Origin of the sequence: Frankia umida, assembly GCF_023242945.1 — a bacterium.
GTDB classification, from domain to species: Bacteria; Actinomycetota; Actinomycetes; order Frankiales; family Frankiaceae; genus Frankia; species Frankia umida.
Genome location: NZ_JALKFT010000003.1, coordinates 52,843 through 76,277, shown reverse-complemented (window position 1 = coordinate 76,277; position 23,435 = coordinate 52,843). Strand labels below are relative to the sequence as shown.

At 70.0% G+C, this 23,435-nt stretch carries 21 protein-coding genes; 17 read left to right on the top strand and 4 right to left on the bottom strand.

Features of this window, described 5'->3' with window-relative positions:
- Positions 1-320: 320 nt before the first annotated feature.
- The 3 genes from MXD59_RS04170 to MXD59_RS04160 form a co-directional block, all read right to left on the bottom strand.
- A complete protein-coding gene (locus MXD59_RS04170) occupies positions 321-875 on the bottom strand; it encodes a TetR/AcrR family transcriptional regulator (protein WP_248823509.1) in 555 nt (184 codons plus the stop codon).
- 181 nt (positions 876-1,056) lie between these two features.
- Entirely contained in the window at positions 1,057-1,662 is a 606-nt protein-coding gene (locus MXD59_RS04165; protein ID WP_248810926.1) for a TetR/AcrR family transcriptional regulator, read from the bottom strand.
- Positions 1,663-1,792: 130 nt separating this feature from the next.
- On the bottom strand, positions 1,793-2,230 hold the full coding sequence (locus MXD59_RS04160; protein ID WP_163550868.1) for a hypothetical protein: 438 nt from the start codon (positions 2,228-2,230) through the stop codon (positions 1,793-1,795).
- 839 nt (positions 2,231-3,069) lie between these two features.
- Between MXD59_RS04160 and nifV the strand changes: the two genes are divergently transcribed.
- The 17 genes from nifV (at position 3,070) to MXD59_RS04075 (ending at position 22,065) form a co-directional block, all read left to right on the top strand.
- Positions 3,070-4,287: a homocitrate synthase gene (nifV, locus tag MXD59_RS04155; RefSeq protein ID WP_248823508.1), complete on the top strand. Its 1,218-nt coding sequence runs from the start codon at positions 3,070-3,072 to the stop codon at positions 4,285-4,287.
- Positions 4,288-4,532: 245 nt separating this feature from the next.
- Positions 4,533-5,396, top strand: a complete 864-nt coding sequence (nifH, locus tag MXD59_RS04150) for a nitrogenase iron protein (protein WP_248810922.1) — start codon at positions 4,533-4,535, stop codon at positions 5,394-5,396.
- Between the two features lie 56 nt (positions 5,397-5,452).
- Positions 5,453-6,913, top strand: a complete 1,461-nt coding sequence (gene nifD, locus MXD59_RS04145; protein ID WP_248823507.1) for a nitrogenase molybdenum-iron protein alpha chain — start codon at positions 5,453-5,455, stop codon at positions 6,911-6,913.
- Positions 6,914-7,195: 282 nt separating this feature from the next.
- Positions 7,196-8,755, top strand: a complete 1,560-nt coding sequence (gene nifK / locus MXD59_RS04140) for a nitrogenase molybdenum-iron protein subunit beta (protein ID WP_248823506.1) — start codon at positions 7,196-7,198, stop codon at positions 8,753-8,755.
- Between the two features lie 302 nt (positions 8,756-9,057).
- Positions 9,058-10,467, top strand: a complete 1,410-nt coding sequence (nifE, locus tag MXD59_RS04135) for a nitrogenase iron-molybdenum cofactor biosynthesis protein NifE (RefSeq protein ID WP_248823505.1) — start codon at positions 9,058-9,060, stop codon at positions 10,465-10,467.
- On the top strand, positions 10,467-12,233 hold the full coding sequence (locus tag MXD59_RS04130; RefSeq protein ID WP_248823504.1) for a nitrogenase component 1: 1,767 nt from the start codon (positions 10,467-10,469) through the stop codon (positions 12,231-12,233). Before nifE ends, MXD59_RS04130 begins: the two co-directional genes overlap by 1 nt.
- Positions 12,227-12,661, top strand: coding sequence for a nitrogen fixation protein NifX (nifX, locus tag MXD59_RS04125; RefSeq protein ID WP_248810914.1), 435 nt, complete (start codon positions 12,227-12,229; stop codon positions 12,659-12,661). The genes MXD59_RS04130 and nifX overlap by 7 nt, the downstream gene beginning before the upstream one ends.
- Positions 12,658-13,101, top strand: a complete 444-nt coding sequence (locus tag MXD59_RS04120; RefSeq protein WP_248810911.1) for a NifX-associated nitrogen fixation protein — start codon at positions 12,658-12,660, stop codon at positions 13,099-13,101. Before nifX ends, MXD59_RS04120 begins: the two co-directional genes overlap by 4 nt.
- Positions 13,091-13,309 (top strand): CCE_0567 family metalloprotein, encoded by a 219-nt coding sequence (locus tag MXD59_RS04115; RefSeq protein ID WP_248823503.1) that lies wholly within the window; start codon positions 13,091-13,093, stop codon positions 13,307-13,309. The genes MXD59_RS04120 and MXD59_RS04115 overlap by 11 nt, the downstream gene beginning before the upstream one ends.
- Positions 13,306-13,716 carry a nitrogenase-stabilizing/protective protein NifW gene (nifW, locus tag MXD59_RS04110; RefSeq protein ID WP_248823502.1) on the top strand — a complete coding sequence of 137 codons (411 nt, stop codon included), beginning with the start codon at positions 13,306-13,308 and terminating at the stop codon, positions 13,714-13,716. The genes MXD59_RS04115 and nifW overlap by 4 nt, the downstream gene beginning before the upstream one ends.
- On the top strand, positions 13,713-14,222 hold the full coding sequence (locus tag MXD59_RS04105; RefSeq protein WP_248823501.1) for a nitrogen fixation protein NifZ: 510 nt from the start codon (positions 13,713-13,715) through the stop codon (positions 14,220-14,222). Before nifW ends, MXD59_RS04105 begins: the two co-directional genes overlap by 4 nt.
- Entirely contained in the window at positions 14,219-15,748 is a 1,530-nt protein-coding gene (gene nifB, locus MXD59_RS04100; protein ID WP_163547947.1) for a nitrogenase cofactor biosynthesis protein NifB, read from the top strand. The genes MXD59_RS04105 and nifB overlap by 4 nt, the downstream gene beginning before the upstream one ends.
- Positions 15,745-16,365, top strand: a complete 621-nt coding sequence (locus tag MXD59_RS04095; protein ID WP_248810907.1) for an iron-sulfur cluster assembly accessory protein — start codon at positions 15,745-15,747, stop codon at positions 16,363-16,365. The genes nifB and MXD59_RS04095 overlap by 4 nt, the downstream gene beginning before the upstream one ends.
- A gap of 242 nt (positions 16,366-16,607) precedes the next feature.
- Positions 16,608-17,438, top strand: a complete 831-nt coding sequence (locus tag MXD59_RS04090) for a HesA/MoeB/ThiF family protein (RefSeq protein WP_248823500.1) — start codon at positions 16,608-16,610, stop codon at positions 17,436-17,438.
- On the top strand, positions 17,435-18,808 hold the full coding sequence (locus tag MXD59_RS04085) for a cysteine desulfurase family protein (RefSeq protein ID WP_248810903.1): 1,374 nt from the start codon (positions 17,435-17,437) through the stop codon (positions 18,806-18,808). The genes MXD59_RS04090 and MXD59_RS04085 overlap by 4 nt, the downstream gene beginning before the upstream one ends.
- Before the next feature lie 120 nt (positions 18,809-18,928).
- Positions 18,929-20,980, top strand: coding sequence for a 2-oxoacid:acceptor oxidoreductase subunit alpha (locus MXD59_RS04080; RefSeq protein WP_248823499.1), 2,052 nt, complete (start codon positions 18,929-18,931; stop codon positions 20,978-20,980).
- Complete coding sequence (locus MXD59_RS04075; protein WP_248810899.1) at positions 20,977-22,065, top strand: 2-oxoacid:ferredoxin oxidoreductase subunit beta; 1,089 nt, start codon at positions 20,977-20,979, stop codon at positions 22,063-22,065. Before MXD59_RS04080 ends, MXD59_RS04075 begins: the two co-directional genes overlap by 4 nt.
- A gap of 879 nt (positions 22,066-22,944) precedes the next feature.
- Here the strand turns inward: MXD59_RS04075 and fdxA are convergent.
- A complete protein-coding gene (gene fdxA, locus MXD59_RS04070; protein WP_163547940.1) occupies positions 22,945-23,280 on the bottom strand; it encodes a ferredoxin in 336 nt (111 codons plus the stop codon).
- Positions 23,281-23,435 lie beyond the last annotated feature (155 nt).

The window sequence follows — 23,435 nt, the reverse complement described above, 5'->3', positions numbered from 1 at the left end:
GGCGCCAGGGCCGCCGTTCGTTGTCGGGCCGCGGCGCGAGCCACGGCGTCGTGGTTGGTTGACGATCGGTCAGATAAAGATCAACTTAATGGCCATGGGTGTTCATCACATCACCTGGAGTAATAATTATGGATGTGGACGGTCCCGATGACAACAAAGTCGACTGTGTCGAACACGATGGATCTATCGGGGGATAAACGGATGCGTCCGGGGGCTACCAGGAGTAGCCCCTGAGGGGATGCGCCGACCGTGGGCGCGATCGCCCGGCCGGAGAACGTGGCCATACCCACCGCGGGTGCGCACGCCGGCCGAGGATGGTCTCAGGTCGGGCGCAGGACGCGCAGCGCGCTGGTGATCAGTTCCTGGCGGGTGAGCTCGGTGAACGTCTCGGTATCCGACGATGTGGCGGCCAGGGTGATCGCCCCGATCGCCATCCAGGACCGCAGCCGAGCGGACGGGTCAGGGTCGCGTCCACTGAGCGCGTGCACCAACAGGTCCGTGCGCTGCTCGCTGATGACGCCTTCCTTGTCGGCCTGGGCCGCGGCGGCCTCAGCCGCCTGTTGGAGCACCAACGTGATCTGCCGTCGGTAACGGATCATCACGTCGACGAAGCCCTCGACCGCACGGTGCGCCACGTCGGACGTCGGCACGTCCCGCAACAGGTCGTTCAGATCGTCGAGCGCGTCCTTGCAGGGCGTCAACAGCTCGACGAAGATCGCTTCCTTGCTGTGGAAGTGGTACAGCAACGAGGCCTTGGAGCATCCCGCCTCCCTGGCGATGTCCTGCAGCGACGTACCCCGAAAGCCCCGCTGACCGAAGAGTCCAAGCGCGGCGTCGAGAAGCTGGCCGTGGAGCACGGCACCCGATCGGGCCATGAGGAGACCTTAACTGTCCGATCGGACAGTTTTGACCGATCGGACAGGAAGGCGACTGGTGTCACACCGGTCGGGGGGTGTCTGCACCCCTGACCTGCCCCTGACCTGCCGCGGGCCTGGTGCCGCGGGCGGTGGCGGCTGGGGGTGGCTCGTTGTCCGTGCGGACGCGTGGTGCCCGGCGTCAGGGTGTCCTGGCGGGTACCGAGGCGTCCGCGGGCCCCAGGGGGATGGTCTGGGGTGGGTGGAGGATGCGCAGGGTGCCGTCCACCAGCTCGCGGCGCAGCCAGGCGGGGGAGTCCTCAGCGTCCGGTGACGTGGCGGCCACGACGACGGCGCCGATGGCCATCCAGGATCGCAGGCGGACCTGCGGGTCCCAGCTGCCGCCGCCGAGGGCCAGCACCAGTCGCTCGGCGCGCTGGTCGCTGGCGACGGTGGGGGCGTCAGCCGAGGCCGCGCTGGTCTCGGACACCTCCGCCAGCACCAGGGAGATCTCCTGGCGGTACTGGATCACCACGTCGACGAAGCCCTCGACCGCCCGACGGGCCATCTCGGACGTCGGTACCTGCCGCAACGAGTCGGCCAGCGCGTCGAGCGCGCTCGTGCACGGCGTCAGCACCTCGACCAGGATCGCTTCCTTGCTGGTGAAGTGGTATAGCAGGGAGGCCTTGGAGCAGCCGACCTCGCGCGCGATGTCCTGCAGCGAGGTACCCCGGAACCCACGCTGCTGGAACAGCCGCAACGCGGCGTCGAGTAACTGGCCGCGCAGGGCGGCTGCCGATCGAACCATGCCAACACTTTAACTGTCCGATCGGACAGATTTTCCGATCGGACAGTTGTGCTGGCATGGTCAGGGACCTGTCCCGCACCCGGGCGGAGGTGGCGTCGCCGCCTGCGCCCGGGTGCGGGCCCGCCCGGGCCTATCGCAGCGGCTGGGCGCAGTTCTTGCAGCGGTCGCTGAGGATCGACAGCAGCTCGACCGCCTTGAGGGATGCGTCGCGCACCTTGGCGATGTCCTGCGACGAGTTCAGCCGGATGAGCGCGGTCTCGGCACCGTCCGAGGCGCCTTCGCGGACCGCCTCGATGATCTCGGCCGCGGGGGTGCCGTACTGGAAGAGCAGGATCTCCTTCTCCTGGTAGGCGGGCAGCTCCACCGGCAGATGCCCCAGGCCGATCCCGGCGAGGTTGCGGCTGAGGATCTGCCGGACGTTCGTGCCGAGGCGGCCGTAGCCGCCGATCTCCCGCAGGTGGCCCATCGAGGTCCGAAAGACCCCGTTGTTGCCGACCACCGCGGCCCGCAGGTCCTCCCAGGTGCCGGGGCTGTCAGTGGACACGCCGATCATCTGCGCCTCCGACATCCCTACCATCCCAGCTGGCAACCGACGTACCCCGTGCCTACGTGTACCGACACACCCAGCTCCTTTCGCCTCCCCGGGAGGAAAACCACAGCGTGCCGCCGGGGCCGGCGCCCGGTGCCCGTCGGCATCACCGAAGACCGCACCGCCGACATCACCGTCGGCAGCGCCGCCCAACTGGCCCGGTCCTTTTCCTTATCCAAAATAATATCCAAGCCCCCCGGACGGGTCCAACCGCACGATCACTTTCGAGGGTTTCGATGTCGTTAACCCTTGCTGCACATTCCGATGGTGATGTCGTCCGGCTGTGTCGGACATTGCGTGCCGGTGCACCGTCGAACCGGTGGCCGGACAGTGGAAGGCGTTCCCGCGGTGAACCCGTTCGTAACCCGGACCGCCGACAAACCGCTCCGACGGGCGTCGGTGGTGGTATCACCGACCGGTGTCGTGGCGTCCGCACGTGCGGACGGTCCGACCCTGGGTCGCCCTTTCGTCCGGCAGGCTCCCGGACCCTCGGTCAGGCCTGGCCGCAGGGGCCCTGACGTCCACCTTCGTGATACCCCGCAGGGGGAAGCGACGGTCGCGGCAGCCGCTTCACCTCGTCGGACGGCCCGCCGCCCAAGGAAAAAAACAACCTTGGACTTTTCTTTGCGGATATCCTTGCGGACATCACTTCAGAAAAGCTCTCGGCTATCTGCGAAGAATACCTGTTAACCGGGACGTTACCCGCGCTTGCGAGTGCGAAATATTCGGCTCCTAGTCTGATCCATGTCGCCGCAGAACAAACGGTGAACCGCAGTTCGCGGCGCGGCCCATGGTCTTCTCATCCGGAGCGACGGCTGGTGATGACAGTGCGAGACGAACGTTTTCCCAGCTCATCCCCCACGGCGATGCAGGCGGACGCGGCGGTCAGATTCTGTGACACGACGCTGCGCGACGGCGAACAGGCGCCTGGCGTCGCATTCACCGCGGTCGAGAAACTCGCCATCGCCGCCGCTCTGGATGCCATCGGTGTACACCAGATCGAGGCCGGTATCCCGGCGATGGGTGTCAGCGAGCGGGACGTGTTGCGGGAGATCCTCGCGACCGATCCCCGGGCGGAGATCGTGGGCTGGTGCCGGGCCGACCACCGCGACGTCGAGGCCGCGGCCGCCTGCGGCCTGATGACCGCGCACCTGACCATTCCCGTCTCCGACCTGCACCTCAAGAGCAAGTTGGAGAAGGACCGGGCCTGGGCGCGGCTGCGGGTCCGCGACTGTGTCAAGGACGCGACCGACCGGGGCATGCGGGTCAGCGTCGGCATGGAGGACGCCTCCCGCGCCGACGACTCGTTCGTCATCGACCTGGCCGGCGAACTGCGGGAGCTGGGCGTCACCCGGTTGCGCTGGGCCGACACGGTGGGCCTGCTCGACCCGGTGAGCGCGTACGACCGGCTCGGGCGACTGGTCCGGGCGGTCCCGGGGCCGTGGGAGATCCACGCCCACGACGACTTCGGCCTGGCGACGGCCAACACCATCGCCGCCGTCCAGGCGGGGTTCACCTGGGTCAGCACCACCGTGCTGGGGCTGGGTGAACGCGCCGGGAACGCTCCGATCGAGGAGGTCGCCATGGCGCTTCGGCACCTGCTGAAGCTGCCGGTGGACCTCGACACCACGTCGTTTCGCACGCTGGCCCAGCTGGTGTCACGGGCGGCTGGCCGCCCGCTGCCGGCGGGCAAGGCGGTGGTCGGGGAGTCGGTGTTCGCACACGAGTCGGGCATCCACGTGCACGGCATCCTGCGTCACCCGGCGACCTACGAGCCGTTCGACCCCGCCGAGGTCGGTGGGCGCCGCCGGTTGACCGTCGGCAAGCACAGCGGCCGGGCGGGTGTGCGACACGCACTGGAGCAGTGCGGCATCACCGCCGCCGAGGAGGAGCTTGAACCGCTCGTCGAGCAGGTTCGGCTTGCCGCCACCCAGTACAAGCGCGGCCTGCAGGGCCGCGACTTCCAAGAGCTTCTCGGGCGGGTCGACATGCCGGCCCCCCGAGCTGGGGTCCAGACGCGTGAGGAACCGGTCTGATCGACCGCGCCTCCGCGCCGACGGACTCGCACCACAAGGCCCGAACCCGGCTCCGAACCCGGCTCCGCCTCGGAGCGGCACCACGGGTTCGGTCCAGTCGCACCACGGTAGTGCCGATGTCCCGGTCCACCCCGACCGGCGGCACGTCCGGCAGCCCGCGGACCCGCGTCCGATGGCCGGCCCGATCGGCCTGGCCATCAGCGGTGATCCGCGAGCCGGATGACCGTTCCTAGGAGGAGCTCCACATGCGCCAGATCGCGTTCTACGGCAAGGGTGGTATCGGCAAGTCCACCACCCAGCAGAACACCATGGCGGCCATGGCCGAAGCCGGCCAGCGGGTCATGATCGTCGGCTGTGACCCCAAGGCCGACTCCACCCGGCTCATCCTGCACTCGAAGGCGCAGACCTCCGTCATCCAGCTCGCGGCGGAGAAGGGCTCGGTCGAGGACCTCGAGCTCGACGAGGTTCTGGTCGAAGGTGCCTGGGGCATCAAGTGCGTCGAGTCCGGTGGCCCGGAGCCGGGCGTGGGCTGCGCCGGCCGTGGCGTCATCACCTCCATCACCTACCTGGAGGAGGCCGGCGCCTACGAGAACCTCGACTTCGTCACCTACGACGTCCTTGGTGACGTTGTGTGTGGTGGGTTCGCGATGCCGATCCGCCAGGGCAAGGCGCAGGAGATCTACATCGTCACCTCCGGCGAGATGATGGCGATGTACGCGGCGAACAACATCGCCCGAGGCATCCTCAAGTACGCCCACACCGGCGGTGTCCGCCTCGGCGGCCTCATCTGCAACAGCCGTCAGACCGACCGCGAAGACGAGCTGATCATGGAGCTCGCCCGGCGACTGAACACCCAGATGATCCACTTCATTCCGCGTAACAACGTCGTGCAGCACGCCGAGCTGCGCCGGATGACGGTCATCGAGTACGACAAGGACAACAGCCAGGCCAACGAGTACCGGACGCTGGCCAACAAGATCATCAACAACGAGATGAAGACCATTCCGACCCCGATCGAGATGGACGAGCTCGAGCAGCTGTTGATCGACTTCGGAATCATGGAGGTCGAGGACGAGTCCGTCATCGGCAAGACCGCCGCGGTCGCCTGACGTCCTCCCTTTCCCGACTCTTTTTTCCGCCCACCGTCGAGGATGAGGTCCCGATCATGACGACGACGCCGGTACCGACCCGGGCCGAGACCGAGGCGATGATTGCCGATGTCCTGGCTCAGTACCCGAAGAAGGCCGCGAAGTTCCGGGCCAAGCACATCAAGGCCAACGACCCCGAGGGGTCGAAGGAGTGCGAGGTCAAGTCCAACATCAAGTCCCGCCCCGGGGTCATGACGATCCGTGGCTGCTCCTACGCCGGCTCCAAGGGCGTGGTGTGGGGACCGGTGAAGGACATGGTCACCATCAGCCACGGTCCCGTCGGCTGCGGTCAGTACTCCTGGGCAACGCGGCGTAACTACGCTCACGGCCACCTCGGCGTGAACAACTGGACCGCGATGCAGGTCACGACCGACTTCCAGGAAAAGGACATCGTCTTCGGTGGCGACACCAAGCTGGAGAAGGTCCTCGACGAGATCGTCGACCTGTTCCCGCTGGCCAAGGGCATCTCGGTGCAGTCCGAGTGCCCGATCGGCCTGATCGGTGACGACATCGAGGCCGTAGCGAAGAAGTCCTCGAAGAAGCTTGGCCTGCCGATCATCCCGGTCCGTTGCGAGGGCTTCCGCGGCGTGAGCCAGTCGCTCGGCCACCACATCGCGAACGACGCTGTTCGCGACCATGTCCTTGGTACCGGCGAGGGCACCTTCGAACAGACCGACTACGACGTCGCGCTGATCGGTGACTACAACATCGGCGGAGACGTCTGGGCGTCCCGTCGGATTCTGGAAGAGATGGGCCTGCGGGTCATCGCCCAGTGGTCCGGCGACGGCACGATCAACGAGATGGCCTCGACGCACCTGTCGAAGCTGAACCTGATCCACTGCTACCGCTCGATGAACTACATCTGCACCACCATGGAAGAGCGCTACAACACCCCCTGGACCGAGTTCAACTTCTTCGGCCCCACGAAGATCGTCTCTTCCATGCGCAAGATCGCCGAATTCTTCGATGACGAGATCAAGGCGAAGACCGAAGCGGCGATCGCCCGCTACCAGGTCCGCTTCGACGAGATCATCAAGGCGTTCCGGCCGCGCCTCGAGGGCAAGCGCGTCATGCTCGCCATCGGCGGCCTGCGCCCCCGGCACACCATCGGTGCCTACGAGGACCTCGGCATGGAGGTCATCGGGACCGGCTACGAGTTCGCCCACAAGGACGACTACACCCGGACCTACGGCATGCTCAAGGAAGGCGTCGTTCTCTACGACGACCCGACCGCCTTCGAGGTCGAGGAGTTCGCCAAGCACCTCAAGCCCGACCTGATGGGCGCGGGTGTGAAGGAGAAGTACGTCTTCCACAAGATGGGCATCCCCTTCCGGCAGATGCACTCCTGGGACTACTCCGGGCCGTACCACGGCGTCGACGGCTTCGCGGTCTTCGCCCGGGACATGGACCAGGCCGTCAACAGCCCGACCTGGGACCTCCTTGAGGCGCCCTGGTCGAAGGCCGGCGAGGTCGCCTAGTCCTCGGTGGGCCGCACCCCACCGCCGCCCCGGCGGCACCCGGGCGCATGACGCCCCAGCAGTAGACGCCCGTTCAGGGCAGCAGTAGTCAGCCAGGTCCGGCCGCAAGGCAGCCGCCAGCGACCCGGCACCCCCGTGAGCCAGCCGGCTCGAATGATCCACGTGAAACACGGCCGGCGCAGGCGATCGGAACGGGTGCTGGCGGCTGCCGCGGCCGGCATCAGCCCCGCCGGGGATGCAGATCCCCCCGGGTCATCCCCCCAGGGGAGAGGAGGACGTCCGGTGACGACGCCCGAGCACACCAGCGCGATCCCACTGCAGGTTCTTGACCACAACGACGTCTTCCGGGACGAGGTCTACCAGGAGCAGTTCGAGAACAAGCGCGAGTTCGAGAACGGGGCCTCCAAGGAGGAGGTCGAGCGCGTCCTGCAGTGGACCCAGACCTGGGAGTACCGGGAGAAGAACTTCGCTCGGGAGAGCCTGACCGTCAACCCGGCCAAGGCGTGCCAGCCGCTCGGTGCCGTGCTGGCCGGGCTCGGATTCGAGGGCACGCTGCCCCTGGTCCACGGCTCGCAGGGCTGCGTGTCCTACTTCCGCAGCCACTTCGCCCGGCACTTCAAGGAGCCGGTGCCCGCCGCGTCCACCTCGATGACCGAGGACGCCGCCGTGTTCGGCGGGATCAACAACCTCGTCGAGGCGATGGACAACATGTCCGCGCTCTACAAGCCGAAGCACATCGCGGTCAGCACCACCTGCATGGCCGAGGTCATCGGTGAGGACCTGTTCTCCTACATCGGCGCGGCGCGCGAGCAGGAGGCGATCAGCCAGGACTTCCCGGTCTCCTACGCGCACACCCCGAGCTTCGTGGGCTCGCACATCAACGGCTACGACGTGATGCTCAAGGGCATCCTCGACTCGCTGTCGAAGTCCGCCGATGCGGACGCCTCGAAGATCGAGAAGTCGGACAAGGTCCGCCTCAACATCATCCCGGGCTTCGACACCTATGTCGGCAACCACCGGGAGTACCGGCGGATGCTGGAACTGATGGGCGTCCACCCGATCATCCTGGGCGACCACTCCGCGTCGCTGGACTCCCCGGCCGACGGCGAGTACGACCTCTACCCGGGTGGCACCACCCTGGTCGACGGCGCGCAGGCGAAGTTCAACCGGGCGAGCTTCATCCTGCAGGAGTCCACCCTGCGCCGCACCGCCGAGCTCATCAACGACGTGTGGAAGCAGGAGCTGGTCACGCTGGAGACCCCGATCGGGGTCACCGGCACCGACGCGTTCGTCACCGCCGTCGCTCGTACCGCCGACGTCAAGGTGCCCGCCGAGCTGACCCTCGAGCGCGGCCGGCTCGTTGACGCGATCACGGACTCGAGCGCCTACGTGCACGGCAAGCGGGTGGCCATCGCCGGCGACCCCGACCTCGTCGTCGCGCTGACCCGGTTCGTGCTCGAGCTCGGCATGGTCCCGGTGCACATCGTGAGCACCAACGCCGACTCCACGTTCAAGGCGCGGATGGAGAAGGCGCTCTCCGCCAGCAAGTTCGGCGACGCCGCGACCGTGTGGCCGGAGAAGGACCTCTGGCACCTGCGCTCGCTGGTCTTCACCGAGCCGGTCGACCTGCTCATCGGGTCGATGCAGCTCAAGTGGATCGGCCGCGAGACCAACACGCCGCTGTTCCGGGTCGGTTTCCCGATCTTCGACCGGCACCACCTGCACCGGTTCCCGATCGTCGGATACACCGGCGGGCTGCACCTGCTCACCGGACTCGTCAACACGATCCTCGACGAGCTCGACCGCAACGCCCCCGCGCACAGCTACGACGCGGTCCGCTGACCGTCCGTCCCCGCTAGCGCAGGACCCGACTCCGGACGGTCGACGGCCCGCCGCCGACCGTCCGGACCAGACGTGGTCGACCGGCCGCGCCCACCGCGCTCCCTGCGGCCGGCCGACCACTCCCCGGCGGGTCGAGTCCGCGCAGCCGCATCCGCGCCGACTCCCCGCCCCCGGGGCGGGTCGGTCGACTCCCTCCCGGGTCGGCCGGCCCCCCCGCCGCAGCGAGTCCCAGCCCCACCGCAGTTCCAGCTCCACCGCAGTTCCAGCCTCACCCGAGGACCGCCCCCTCCCGAGGATGGCCTATGTCCGCATCAGATCGCGCGGCTCTGTTCACCGAGTCGGGCTGCGAGACCAACAACACCAAGAGCGCCAAGGAGCGCAGGGCCGGCTGCCCCAAGCCCAAGCCCGGCGGCACGTCCGGCGGCTGCACCTTCGACGGTGCGATGATCACCCTCGTTCCGATCGTGGACAGCGCCCACCTGGTCCACGGCCCGATCGCCTGCGCCGGCAACTCCTGGGACAGCCGAGGCAGCCTGTCGTCCGGGCCGACGCTCTACAAGCACGGCTTCACCACCGACATGACCGAGAACGACGTGGTCCTCGGCGGCGAGCAGCGGCTGTTCGACACGATCTGCGAGATCGTCGAGCGGTACGCGCCCCCCGCGGTCTTCGTCTACTCCACCTGCGTCACCGCGATGATCGGCGACGACCTCGGTGCGGTGTGCGCCTCCGCCGCCGAGCACACCGGCGTGCCGGTGATCCCGGTCGAGGCCCCCGGTTTCCTCGGTAACAAGAACCTCGGCAACAAGATCGCTGGTCAGGCGCTGCTCGACCATGTCATCGGCACCGTCGAACCCGAGGACGCCGGCGCGTTCGACATCAACCTGATCGGCGAGTACAACATCGCCGGCGAGCTGTGGGACGTCCTGCCGGTGCTGAACCGCCTGGGCCTTCGGCTGCGGGCCTGCATCAGCGGGGACGCCCGGTACCGCGACGTGGCCGCGGCCCACCGGGCGAAGGCGACCATGGTCGTCTGCTCCCGCGCCCTGCTCGGACTCGCCCGCGGGCTCGAGGACCGTTACGGCATCCCCTGGTTCGAGGGCAGCTTCTACGGCACCAGCGCGATGGCCGACACCCTGCGCGGCTTCGCCCGTCTGCTCGACGACGACGACCTCACCCGGCGCACCGAGGAGCTCATCACCGTCGAGGAGGCGGCCACCAACGCCGCGCTCGAGCCCTACCGGGCCCGGCTGACCGGACGCAAGGCCGTGCTCTACACCGGCGGTGTCAAGAGCTGGTCGATCGTCTCGGCGCTGCAGGACCTCGGGATCGAGGTGGTCGGCAGCGGTATCACCAAGAGCTCCGACGGTGACGTCGAGAAGATCCGTGAGCTGCTTGGCGACGCGAAGATGATCGGTGAGGGCAGCCCGCGGGAACTGCTGCGGGTGGCTGAGCAGACCGGGGCCGACATCCTCGTCGCCGGTGGTCGCAACCTGTACACCGCGCTCAAGGGCCGGCTGCCGTTCCTTGACATCAACCAGGAACGGCACATCCCCTACGCGGGCTACACCGGCATGGTCGAGTTCGCCCGCCGCCTGGACATGGCCATCTCCAACCCGGTCTGGGACCAGGTCCGCCGGCCCGCCCCCTGGGACGCCCAGGTGGCCGGCACCCCCGGCGCCCCCGGGACGCTCGTGGCGGGGGTGGCCTGATGGCGCGGATCGTCACGACCGAGCGGGGCGCGACGATCGACCCGCTCAAGCACAGCCAGCCACTGGGCGCGGCGATGGTCTTCCTCGGCCTCGCCGGCTCCATGCCGATCATGCACGGTTCGATGGGCTGCGCCTCGTTCGCCAAGGCCCTGCTGACCCGGCACTTCAACGAGCCGATCCCGTTGCAGACCACGGCGATCAGCGAGGTGACCGCGGTCTTCGGTAGCGGCGAGTCGATGGTCGCCACCCTCGACGCCATCCGCAAGAAGCAGCGCCCGGAGATCATCGGCCTGCTGACCACGGGTGTCACCGAGGTCTCCGGTGAGGACATCGGCGGTCAGCTGCGCGCCTACCTCGCCGCCTGGGCCGACGCGGACGCGGACACGGGCGCGGCGGCCGAGGCGGGGGTCGAGGCCGACGCCGCACCGCTGATCGTCGGGGTGTCGACCCCGGACTTCATCGGCGGACTGTCCGACGGCTGGTCCGCCGCGCTCGAGGCCCTGATCCGCGCGGTGATCCCGGCGGACGAGCTGGTCCTCGCCGACCCCGACGAGCTCGCCGAGGATCTGGACGACCGGGCTGAGGGCCGCACGGCCCTGCTCGCCGCGTCCGCGGCCAGCCCCCCCCGACCGGCCGACGCCGTCCGCGCGATCCCCGCTGCGGCGTCGGTCCGTACCACCACCGCGCACACCCACCCAGCCGTACCGGACCAGCCCGTGACCCGGCGGTCCGGGGCGACCGGCGAGACCGGTAGCGCCGGCGAGGAGGGCACCCCAGACCTGGTCGCCGTCCTCGCCGGTCCCGGTCTCACCGCCGCCGACCTGGACGAGCTCGCCGAGCTGATCCGCTCGTTCGGCTTCACCCCGCTGCTGGTCCCGGACCTGTCCAGCTCGGTCGACGGTCACCTCGCCCCCGCCTGGCAGCCGACCACCACCGGTGGTACGACCGTCGCCGACCTGCGCCGACTGCCGCGGGCCCGGGCCGTCGTCGCCGCCGGCGGGTGCGCGGCGCCCGCGGGTGAGCTGCTCGCCGCGCGCACCGGCGCCCGGCTGTTCACCCACCCGCATCTGTCCGGCCTGACCGAGATGGACGCGCTGGTCAGCGAGCTGATGTCGCTGAGCACCCGGACCGCGCCGACGATGGTGCGCCGAGCCCGCGAACGGCTCGCCGACGGACTGCTGGACGCGCACTTCGTCCTCGGGGGAGTGCGGGTGGCGATCGCCGCCGAGCCGGACACCCTGGTCGCCGCCGGTTCGCTGCTGCGCGACGTCGGCGCCGAGATCGTGACCGCGATGGCGCCCACCTACGCCCCGGTCCTCGACGACGCGCCCTTCGACGAGGTCGTGCTCGGTGACCTGACCGAGTTCACCACCCGGGCCCGGGCCGCCGATGCCCAGCTGGTGGTCGGCTCCAGCCATCTGCGCGAGGTCGCCCACCGGCTCGGCGCGGCCTACCTGCCGGTCGGCTTCCCGATCGTCGATCGCCTGGGAGCGGCGCTCGCCGGCACCGCCGGTTACACCGGCAGCCTGCGCCTGCTGCTGGACGCGGCCAACCGTGTGCTCGACCACACCGCTGCCAGCCACACCGCTGCCAGCCATGACACCGCCGGACATGGCACTGGCGGCCGCAGCGCCGCCGGCCATGGCACTGCGTCGACCGAATCCGCGGCGAGCGGTGGGTGGTCCGAGACGGACCTGCCCCACCAGGCCCGCGCCACGGCCGACCCCGATGAACTCGACGATCTGTTCCAGGAGTCACCGTGTTGAAGATCGCTTTCGCGACCGGCGACGGCACCGCCGTGGACAGCCACTTCGGCTGGTGCCGACGGTTCGACATCTACGAGGTCAGCCCCGAGGGGTCGCGGCTGCTGGAGAGCCGGCTGCTCGACGAGGCCTCCGAGGACGAGGAAAACAAGATCGAGACGAGGCTCTCCGCGGTCCTGGACTGCGCGATCCTCAACATCTGCGACATCGGTGGCACGGCCGCCGCACGGGTGATCAAGGCGAAGATCCACCCGGTGAAGGTGCTCAAGGGCACGCCGATCCCGGAGCTGCTCGACCGGTACGTCACCACCCTCGCCGGCACCCCGCCGCCCTGGCTGCGCAAGGTGATGAAGGGCCGTGAACCGCAGACGCCACCCGCCCAGAACTGGACCCGCAGCGTCAGCGCGGTGCTCAAAGGAGATGCCGCATGACTGAGATGTCCGGATTCCTGCGTGACCTGGTCGCCCAGACCCGCGCCGGTGACACCTACGGCCAGCTCAGCCGGTTCAGCGACGAGCAGATGCTCGCGCCCTTCGTCCTGACCAAGGAGCAGCGCCGGGCGATCCCGGCGGCCTGCGACCTCGAAGCGGCCACCGAGGCCCGGGTGCGGTCGTTCTACCAGGCGGTCGCCGCCGCCACCGAGAAGGCGACCGGTGCGTTCACCGTCGCGATCCTCGACCTGAACCACGAGGGCTTCGGCCGTGTGATCATCTTCGCCGGCCGTCTCGTGGTGGTCGACGAGGCCCTGCGCGACATCCAGCGCTTCGGCTTCGACTCGCTCGACAAGCTCGGCGCCCGCGGCGAGTCGCTGGTCATCGGCGCGACCAAGGTCATCGACCAGTACCGCGAGGTGACCCGCGATGACGCCTGAGACCGCCGCCGAGGAGCTCAAGCGGCTGCGCAAGCTCAACTCCAGGGCCTCGCAGCTCAAGCTCGACCTGCACGACCTGTCCGAGGAACTGCCGTTGGGCTGGGAGAACATCCTCGACGTCGCCCAGCGCACCTACGACGCCTACGCCGAGATCGCCGTGCTGCAGAGCAAGCTCGACGCCCAGGCCACCAGGGGGGCGTCGGCATGACCGCCACCGCCACCCCGGCCGAGCGGCTCGCGCACTTCTACCGGTGCACCACCGCCGAGCAGTACTTCGACCTGCTGGAGGTCGAGGTCGACCCGCGGGTCGTCGCCGTCAACCGGCTGCACATCCTGCGGGTGTTCGGCGGCGAGCGGGTGAAGGTGCTCGAGGCCGCCGGCGGCGACCAGGCCGACCCGGAGACGTTGCTGGCCGCGTACCGCGCCGCGCTCATCCGGTCGTACGAGTCGTTCCTCACCGCGACCGCGCTCGACCACCGCGTCTTCAAGGTGCTCAAGGACCGCGCACCGCAGGGGTCCTTCGTGCCGTCATCCGAGATCACCGTGCAGCGGCCGGGCCAGACCCCGCCGTCCGCACCGTCCGCACCGACCGAGCAGCCGGAGGAGGCCCGATGACCAGCAACGTCTACAACGTCGGCGACGTGGTCTGCACTGTCAAGGACCTGCGCAACGACGGGACCTACCCGGACCCTGAAGTCGCCATCGGCGAAGTGATCGTCGAGGCCGGCACCATCGGCGAGGTCATCAACGTCGGCCTCTACCTCCAGGAACACATCGTCTACGCGGTGGCGTTCCGCAGCGGCCGGATCGTCGGCGCCCTGGAGCGTGAGCTCGCGGTGCCCGTGGACGATGACGGCGCCCCGCTCGCAGCCCAGGCCTCCACGCCGTCGACCCCGCCGTCGCGCACCCCGGCCGAGGCCGGGTCGGCGCAGCCCCCGGCCATCGTCGAGCTCGCCACCGTCCAGGGCACGGGCCACGGGGATGGCCACGGCGGTGGGCATGGCGGTGGGCACGGCGACGGGCATGGTGGTGGCTGCAAGCACGGCTCGTCCAACTGCAGGAAGGACGGGGACGCGGTCGCGGTGTCGGCGGTGACCGGTTTCGACGAGGACCAGGTATGAGCGGCCAACCGCTCGCCATCGCGGACCCGGCCACCGGCTGTAAGAGCACGAGCAGCTGCGGCACCAGCCGGCCGGCGGCCGACCCGGAGATCGCGGAGAAGATCGCGAACCATCCGTGCTACAGCGCGGAGGCGCACCAGTACTACGCCCGCATGCACGTCGCGGTCGCGCCGGGCTGCAACATCCAGTGCAACTACTGCAACCGCAAGTTCGACTGCGCCAACGAGAGCCGACCGGGCGTCACCAGCGCCCTGCTGACCCCCGAGGACGCGCTGGCCAAGGTCAAGCTGGTCGCCAGCGAGATCAAGCAGATGAGCGTGCTGGGCATCGCCGGGCCGGGCGACCCGTTGGCCAACCCGAAGCAGACGTTTCGCACGATGGAACTGGTGGCCCGGGACTGCCCGGACATCAAGCTGTGCCTGTCGACGAACGGGCTGCGCCTGCCCGAGTTCGCCGACCGGATCGCCGACCTCGGCGTCGACCACGTCACGATCACGATCAACATGATCGACCCGGCGGTCGGCGAGCGGATCTACCCGTGGGTCGTCTACAAGGGCAAGCGGTACACCGGCCGGGAGGCCTCGAAGATCCTCACCGAGCAGCAGCTCGAGGGGCTGGCGGCGCTCACCGAACGCAAGGTGCTCTGCAAGGTCAACTCGGTGCTGATCCCCGGGGTCAACGACGAGCACCTGGTCGAGGTCTCCAAGACCGTCAAGGACCTCGGCGCCTTCCTGCACAACGTGATGCCGCTGGTCTCGGCGCCCGAGCACGGTACCCACTTCGGGCTCACCGGCCAGCGCGGACCGTCCCCGCAGGAGCTCAAGCTGCTGCAGGACCGGTGCGAGGAGCACGACGGCGCCGAGATGAACATGATGCGCCACTGCCGGCAGTGCCGCTCCGACGCGGTCGGCCTGCTCGGCGAGGACCGCGGCGAGGAGTTCTCCCCGGAGACCTACCAGGGCCGCGAGATCGGCTACGACCTCGCCGGACGGCAGGAGGCCCACGCCGAGATCGAGCGCTGGCGCTCCGAGGTGGCGGCGACCCGCGACAGCCTCAACATCTCCACCGGCGCCCCGGTGCCGGGCGGCCGCACCCTGCCGACCGGTCCCGCGGGCGGGCTGGTGCAGGTGGTGGTGGAGGCCAGCCGACCGGAGCAGACGGTGCTCGTCGCCGTCGCCACCAAGGGCAGCGGGGTGGTCAACCAGCACTTCGGCCACGCCAGCGAGTTCTGGATCTACGAGGCGGGACCGCTGTGGGCGCGCCTCGTGCAGACCCGCGACGTCGACCGCTACTGCACCGGGCCGTCCGAGTGCGACGAGGAGGAGTCGAAGCTCGACCGCACCCTCACGATGCTCAGCGACTGCGCCGCCGTGCTCTGCAGCAAGATCGGGCCGGCCCCGAAGGAGGCGCTGACAGCCGCCGGGATCGAACCGGTGGAGGTCTACGACCTGATCGACAAGGCGGTGGCCGAGGTCGGTGGCCGCATCATCGCAAACCGTGCACCCGCGGAGGTTGGCACCCCATGACCACGACCGCCACCATCGTCGAGCTGACGGACCGGGCCCGCAAGCAGGTCCATCACCTGCTGAGCTCCACCGCCGGCACCGAGAACTTCGCGCTGCGCATCGGGGTCGACCCGGGCGGCTGCTCCGGCTACACCTACAAGCTGGCACTGGTGCCCGGCCCCGAGGCCGACGACCTCGTCTTCACCCAGGACGGTTTCGACGTCGTCGTCCACACCTCCATGATCGACCTGCTGCGCGGGATGCGCGTCGACTACGCGGAGACGCTCACCTCGTCCGGGTTCACCTTCACCAACCCGAACGCGAAGAGCTCCTGCGGCTGCGGCTCGTCGTTCGGCTCGTCGGAGTCCCCCGAGCGCACCGAGGCCGACGCGCTGCTGCGCGCCCAGGTCGAGGACGTCATGCAGGAGATCCGACCGTTCCTGCGCGGCGACGGCGGGGACGCGGAGATCGTCGCCGTCCTCGCCGGCGGCGGCCAGCCGGGGTCGGCCGAGGTGCACCTGCGCCTGACCGGTGCCTGCGGCGGCTGCTCCAGCGCCGGCGCGACGCTGTCCGGGGTGATCGAGGCCCGGCTCAAGGAGGCCCTGCCCGAGATCGGTCGGGTCGCGCTCGTCCCCTGAACCCGCCGTCGGCGGGTGGACCAGTCCGCGGATCAGTCCACCCGCCGGCCCGGCCCGGCTCACCGCACCGCCCGCCGGCGTCGCCGCCGGCACCGGCACCGGCACCGGTGCCCACCCGACGCCCACCACCTGACCGCCGAACCGTGACGACCGACCACTGACCCTGGCCGTCCGAACACCTGGCCGCCGACGTCGGTCATCCCTCATCCGTCATCCGTCCTGCCGAATCCGCGGAGCGCACGATGGTCACAGCCCGGTCCCACCCCCACCCGCTGCTACGCACGATGTGTCCGGGCCCGTCAGCGCGGGCGGTGCCCGTGCAGACGGCCCCGCCCGGGTCGGAGGCGGCCCGTCGCTACGACCGGCAGATGATCATCCCTGGCTTCGGGGTCGCCGCCCAGCGGCGGCTGAGCCAGGCGACGGTGCTGGTGGCCGGGGTGGGCGGGGTCGGTGGGGCGGCGGCGACCTACCTGGCCGCCGCCGGAGTCGGCCGGCTCATCCTGGTGCATCCCGGTGACCTGGAGGAGCCCGACCTCAACCGGCAGACGCTGATGCGTCCGGACCGGGTGGGGCGCTCCCGGGTGCACAACGCCGCGGACACGCTGCGGGCGCATCATCCGGCGGTCGAGGTCGTCGCCCTCGACCGGCCACTGGACGACGAGGCGGTGCCCGAGCTGATCGCCCGGGCCGACGTCGTCGTCGACGCCCGGCACAACTTCCCCGAGCGGTATCTGATCAACCGGCTGTGCGTGCGCTCCGCGGTGCCGCTGGTCGTCGCGGCGATGAACGCCACCGAGGCGTCCCTGCTGGTGGTGCGGCCGGGGGAGCCGTGTCTGCGGTGCGTGTTCCCCGAGGGGGACCCGTCCTGGGAGCCGTTGGGCTTCCCGGTGCTCGGTTCGGTCGCCGGCACCGTCGGCTGCCTGGCGGCCACCGAAGCGCTCAAGATCGCCGGCGGGTTCGCCGAGCCCGCGGTCGGCCGGCTCATCCACCTGGACCTGTGGGACGTCGACCTGCGCGCCCTGCGGACCCGGCGCGACCCGCACTGCCCCGACTGCGGACCGGGCCCGCAATGATCTACCTGGACCACAACGCGACGACCCCGGTCGACCCGGAGGTCCTCACCGCGATGCTGCCGCTGCTGCGTGAGCACTACGCGAACCCGGCGAGCCGGCATCCGGCGGGGGAGTCCGTCGCCCGGCTGGTCGAGGCGGCCCGCCGTGACATCGCCACCCTCGCCGGCGCCCGGCCCCGCGACATCGTGTTCACCAGCGGGGCGACGGAGGCGGCGAACCTCGCCATCCACGGGGTGCTCGCCACCGCCCCGCCGGACGCCCGACGGGTGCTGGTCGGGGCGACCGAGCATCCGGCGATCCTGGGGGCCGCGCACGCCGCCGCCGAACGTTTCGGTGGCAGCGTGCAGACCATCCGGGTGCGGCCCGACGGCAGCCTCGACCTCGCCCACCTGCGGGCACTGCTGCGGCCGTTGCCGGTCGGGGGGCCGGCGTCGGCGCGCGGTCCGATGCCGGCCGGGGGCCAGGTGGCGCTGGTCGCGGTGATGGCGGCGAACAACGAGACGGGCGCGCTCACCGACCCACGGCCGGTGGCCGCGTTCGCCCAGGAGGTCGGCGCGCTGTTCCTGTGCGACGTCACCCAGGCGTTCGGTCGGATTCCGGTCGCCGTCGCCGAGACGGGCATCGACCTCGCGGTCGCCTCCGCGCACAAGGTGTACGGCCCGAAGGGCGTCGGCGTGCTGATCGCCTCCCGGTCGGCCCGGGGACGGCTCTCCCCGCTGCTGCACGGCGGCGGTCAGGAGCGCGGCCTGCGTTCGGGCACCCTGAACACCCCCGGCATCGTCGGGTTCGGCGCGGCGGCCCGGATCGCCGCCGCGGTGTTCGCCGACGAGGCGGTCCGGACCCGGGCGCAGACCGACCTGCTCTACGACCAGCTGGTCGGCTGGCTCGGCGCGGACGCCATCGAGGTCAACGGTCCCCGCGAGGACGCCAGCCGACGGCCCGGGCTGGTGCGGCTGCCGAACACGCTGAGTCTGCGGTTCGTCGGCGCCGACGCCGACGCGGTGCTGGCCTGCCTGCCCGATGTCGCGGTGTCCGCGGGTTCGGCCTGCCACGGCGGGGCGGACGAACCATCGCCGGTGCTGCTGGCGATGGGGCGCTCGGCGGCCGCCGCCCGGGAGAGCCTGCGGTTCAGCGTCGGCCGGTTCACCACGGTCGACCAGATCCACACCGCCGCGGCGGCGGTGGCCCGCGCGGTGCTGCGGGTGCACTCCCTGCACGCCACCGCGTCCGGTGACCTGGCCGTCAGCGGTCAGCCAGGTACGTCCGGCGAGCTCGCGGGACGCGGGTTGCCGCCGGACCCGCGAGGCCTCGCCAACCCGGGCAACGGACAGTTCCCCGAACTACCCGTCCCACGATCCGCCTTGCCCTGATCCACCGACGCACCACCGATCGGCGCCGCCGGACTCGCCGTCACGTCCGCGGCTTGACCCGCGGGCCTTCGAGCCCGGACGAACGGCGCGCAGGTCGCGACGCCAGAGATGAGGTCTCCCATGCCCACCGACCAGTTGCCCGAGCGGCCCGACGGGGTCAGACGACTGGAGAACGTGGTGATCCGTTTCGCCGGCGACTCCGGCGACGGAATGCAGCTCACCGGTGACCGGTTCGGCGCCCAGGCTGCCGCGATCGGTAACGACGTGGCGACCCTGCCGAACTATCCGGCGGAGATCCGGGCCCCATCGGGGACCGTGGCCGGTGTGTCCAGCTACCAGCTGCACATCGCCGACCATGACATCACCACCCCCGGCGACCAGCCGGACGTCCTCATCGCGATGAACCCGGCGGCGCTGCGGGCCAACATCACCGAGCTGCGCCCCGGCGGCGTCATCATCCTGGACACCGACTCGTTCACCGAGCTGGGCCTGGACAAGGCCGGCTACGAGGTCGACCCGCTGACCGACGGATCGCTGGACTCCTACCAGCTGTTCGCGATCAACCTGACCGGGCTCGCCTCCGCCGCCGTCGCCGACCACAACCTCAAGCGCAAGGACGCGGCGCGCACGAAGAACATGTACGCGCTCGGCCTGGTGTCCTGGATGTTCTCCCAGCCGATCGAGGACACCGCCGACTACCTGCGCAAGCGCTTCGCGTCCAAGCCGGACGTGCAGGCCGCGAACATCGCGGCGCTGCGCGCCGGGTGGATCTACGGTGAGACCACCGAGGCCTTCGCCACTGTCTACGAGGTGAAGCCGGCGGCCCTGCCGCCGGGCACCTACCGGCACATGAAGGGCAACAAGGGCATCGCGTACGGCCTGGTCGCCGCCGCCCACCAGGCGGGGATGCCGCTGTTCCTCGGCGCCTACCCGATCACCCCGGCCTCCGAGGTGCTGCACGAGCTGTCCCTGCTCACGTCCTACGACGTACGGTCGTTCCAGGCCGAGGACGAGATCGCCGCGATCGGTGCGGCGATCGGCGGGTCGTTCGCCGGGATGCTCGGCGTCACCGTCACCTCCGGACCCGGCATGGCGCTGAAGTCCGAGGCCATCGGCCTCGCGGTGATCATGGAACTGCCGCTGGTCATCGTCAACGTGCAGCGCGGTGGCCCGTCCACCGGTCTGCCGACCAAGACCGAGCAGTCCGACCTGCTGCAGGCGCTCTACGGCCGCCACGGCGAGGCACCGCTGCCGGTGATCGCGGCCCGTTCGCCCGCGGACGGTTTCGCCTCGGCGCTCGAGGCCGCCCGGATCGCGCTGGCCTACCGCACCCCGGTGATCCTGCTGTCGGACTCCTACATCGCCAACGGCAGCGAGCCGTGGCGGGTGCCCGAACTCGACGAGCTGCCCGAACTCGGCATCGAGCTCGCCACCGAGCCGAACGCGGTCGACGAGGTCGGCAACCCGGTGTTCCTGCCCTACGCCCGTGACCCGGCGACCCTCGCCCGGCCGCTGGCGATCCCCGGCACCCCGGGCCTGGCCCATCGCATCGGTGGCCTGGAGAAGCAGGACCTCACCGGCGCGGTGTCCTATGACGCGGACAACCACGACCTGATGATCCGCACCCGCCAGTCCAAGATCGACGGCGTGGACGTCCCGCCGCTCGAGGTGGACGACCCCGCCGGCCCGCCCGGCTCCGGTGCGGACGTCCTCGTGATCGGCTGGGGCTCGACCTGGGGCCCCATCGGTGAGGCGTGCCGCCAGGTGCGTGCCGACGGGCTGAAGGTCGCCCAGGCGCACCTGCGTCACCTCGCCCCGCTGCCGGCGAACCTGGCGTCGGTGCTCTCGGAGTACCACACCGTGCTCGTCCCCGAGATGAACCTGGGGCAGCTCGCCGGCCACCTGCGCCGGGAGACCCTGATCGACACCGTCGGTTACAACCAGACCCGCGGTATGCCGTTCCAGGTGTCGGAGCTCGCCTCCGTCATCACCCGGGTGATCCAGGGAGTCGTCGACGACGACACCCCCGAGCAGGCCGCCGTCGGCGGCAACGGCGCGGCGAAGGTCGTCGGTGACGTCACCGCGCGCCTGACCGCGGCCAAGGCCGGCGCCGGCGCCGGCGGCAAGACCACCGTTATCCACAGCGACGCGACTCGGGAGGCAGGACGATGAGCCCCACAGGCGAGACCGAGGGCGCCGCGCGCGCCGAGGAGCCGGCGGGCACCGCCGGCCGGCGGGCCCCCACGGTCGCCGACTTCACCACCGCCAACGAGGTCCGCTGGTGCCCCGGCTGCGGTGACCACGCGATCCTGTCGACGATGCGGGGCCTGCTGCCCGCACTCGGCGTGGCCCCCGAGAACACCGTGGTGGTGTCGGGCATCGGCTGCTCCTCGCGGCTGCCCTACTACCTCGACACCTACGGCATCCACTCCATCCACGGGCGGGCCCCGACGTTCGCGACCGGTGTCTCCATCAACCGCCCCGACCTGTCGGTCTGGGTCGTCACCGGTGACGGTGACGCGCTCTCGATCGGTGGCAACCACCTGATCCACGCGCTGCGCCGCAACGTGAACCTCAAGATCCTGCTGTTCAACAACCACATCTACGGTCTGACCAAGGGCCAGTTCTCGCCCGCGTCCAAGGTCGGCACGGTCAGCCCGTCGAGCCCGCACGGCTCGCTGGACTACCCGTTCAACCCGATCGCGCTCGCCCTGGGCGCCGGCGCCACCTTCGTGGCCCGCACCATCGACACCGACCGGCGGCACCTGACCGCGACCCTGACCGCCGCGGCCGCCCACAAGGGCGCCGCCCTGATCGAGATCCGTCAGGGTTGCCCGACGTTCAACAACATCCCTCGCCAGCCGCGTGGCTCGGGTGATGCCACCACCGAGAACGACCCCGCGTCGCCCGAGCTCGGACCGATCCGGCTGTCCCCCGGACTGCCGATCGTCTTCGGCCCGAACGACCAGTGGGGCATCGTCCGCGACCCGAACACCGGTGAGCTCGTCGTCGGTAACGGTGGCGACCCCCGGGTGGTCGTCCACGACCCCGGCACCCAGAACTCCACCTATGCCTACGCGCTGTCCCGCCTCGCGGAGACGGCCCTCGGCGAGGCGCCGATCGGTGTCTACCGCTCGGTGTCCCAGCCCAGTTTCGATCAACTCTTCCAGGAGCGCCTGGCTACGGCCCGGCCCGGTGGACGTGGTGAGCTGCGCTCCCTGCTCACCGGTTCCGACTCCTGGGTGGTCGCCGGTTAGGGGCCTGTGCCCCTGACCGGAGCGTGACGGGCGGCCGGGCGGACCGCCCGTCGAGCGCAGCGAGGGGATCAGGCCAGCTGTTCCCATGGCCTGATCCCCTCTGTTGTCCGGTAATCCCTGCTCCTTCACCCTTCCCGACCTGCTCGCGGGCCTGCTCGCAGGGGTGATCATGAAATGCCGAGGGATGTTCGAGAATCTCGGCCTCGACACGCCGAACAACCCTCGGCAGGCGGCCGAACAACCCTCGGCCCGAGGCCCGCGGCCGATCAGCCCTCCCCGATGTTCTCGGCAGGCGGCCGATCAGCCCTCGACCCAACAGCCCTCCCCGACGTTCTCGGCCCGTGACCGTGGGTGTGTCGGCGCGGGCATGGGGGAGTCGGGTACGTCCGCCGGGGCATCTGTGTCGCGGGTGACATCGGCGAACGGACACACCGCGGCACCGTCCCGGCCTTTTTTGGACGTTCGAAACACCGCGTACGGGGGCGCCGTCGGAGAACGTGCCGGATGCGGGGAATCACGCGTCTCACGGCCGCGGCCGGGGAAGGTGCCGCGTGCGGGAAATCGTGCATCGTGCGACACGCGGCCCGGGATCATGGTGTGCGGCGTGGCTCGCTTTTCGCGAGGTGCGTTCCACGGAAACGTCACGCGGGTCGCGGGTGACCACCGGAAGAAGCGGCCTTCGTGGAACGGCCGCTGATGTGCGGGTGGCAATCCTGGGGTGGTAGGACGGGGTTGGCGGTACGGGGCTCGTGAAGAAATGCCCGAAAGGGCGACGATTGAAAGGCCGGTGCCCGGACGGGGGTGGTCCTGGGCACCGGCCGTAGCCGGCGGTCCCGCTGACGCCGTGGCCGCGTCAGCCTTCGCCGGCGGTCTGTGCCATCAGCGCTCGTAGGCGGCGACGAAAGGGGTGTCGACCCTGAGCGGGCCGATCTTCCCCGCGCCACCCGGAGCGCCGACGGGTGTGTTACGCCCCGGTAGAAGGGTGTGGAAAAAGCGAGCCTCGTCCGCGATGAACTCGGCTTCCCCCTCCGGAACCAGTTTCAGGTTCATGATCGCGTCAACGGGGCAGGCGGCCGCACAGGCCCCGCAGTCGATGCACTCATCCGGATGGATGTACAGCTTCCGGTCGCCCTCGTAGATACAGTCCACGGGGCACTCGCTCACACAGCCGGTGTCCTTCACGTCGATACAGGCTGACGTGACGACGAACGTCATGAGTGCCTTCTCCACGGTGCGCCGGAACTTGCGGCTTCCAGGCAAACAGTAACAGCCCGTCCGCAGGATGGGCCGATGTGGCTGTAAAGGAAGAGTAAAGGTGGTGACGGCCGGCCGGAAAACATGTTCGAGGCGCTGCCGGGCCGGGAAAAGAC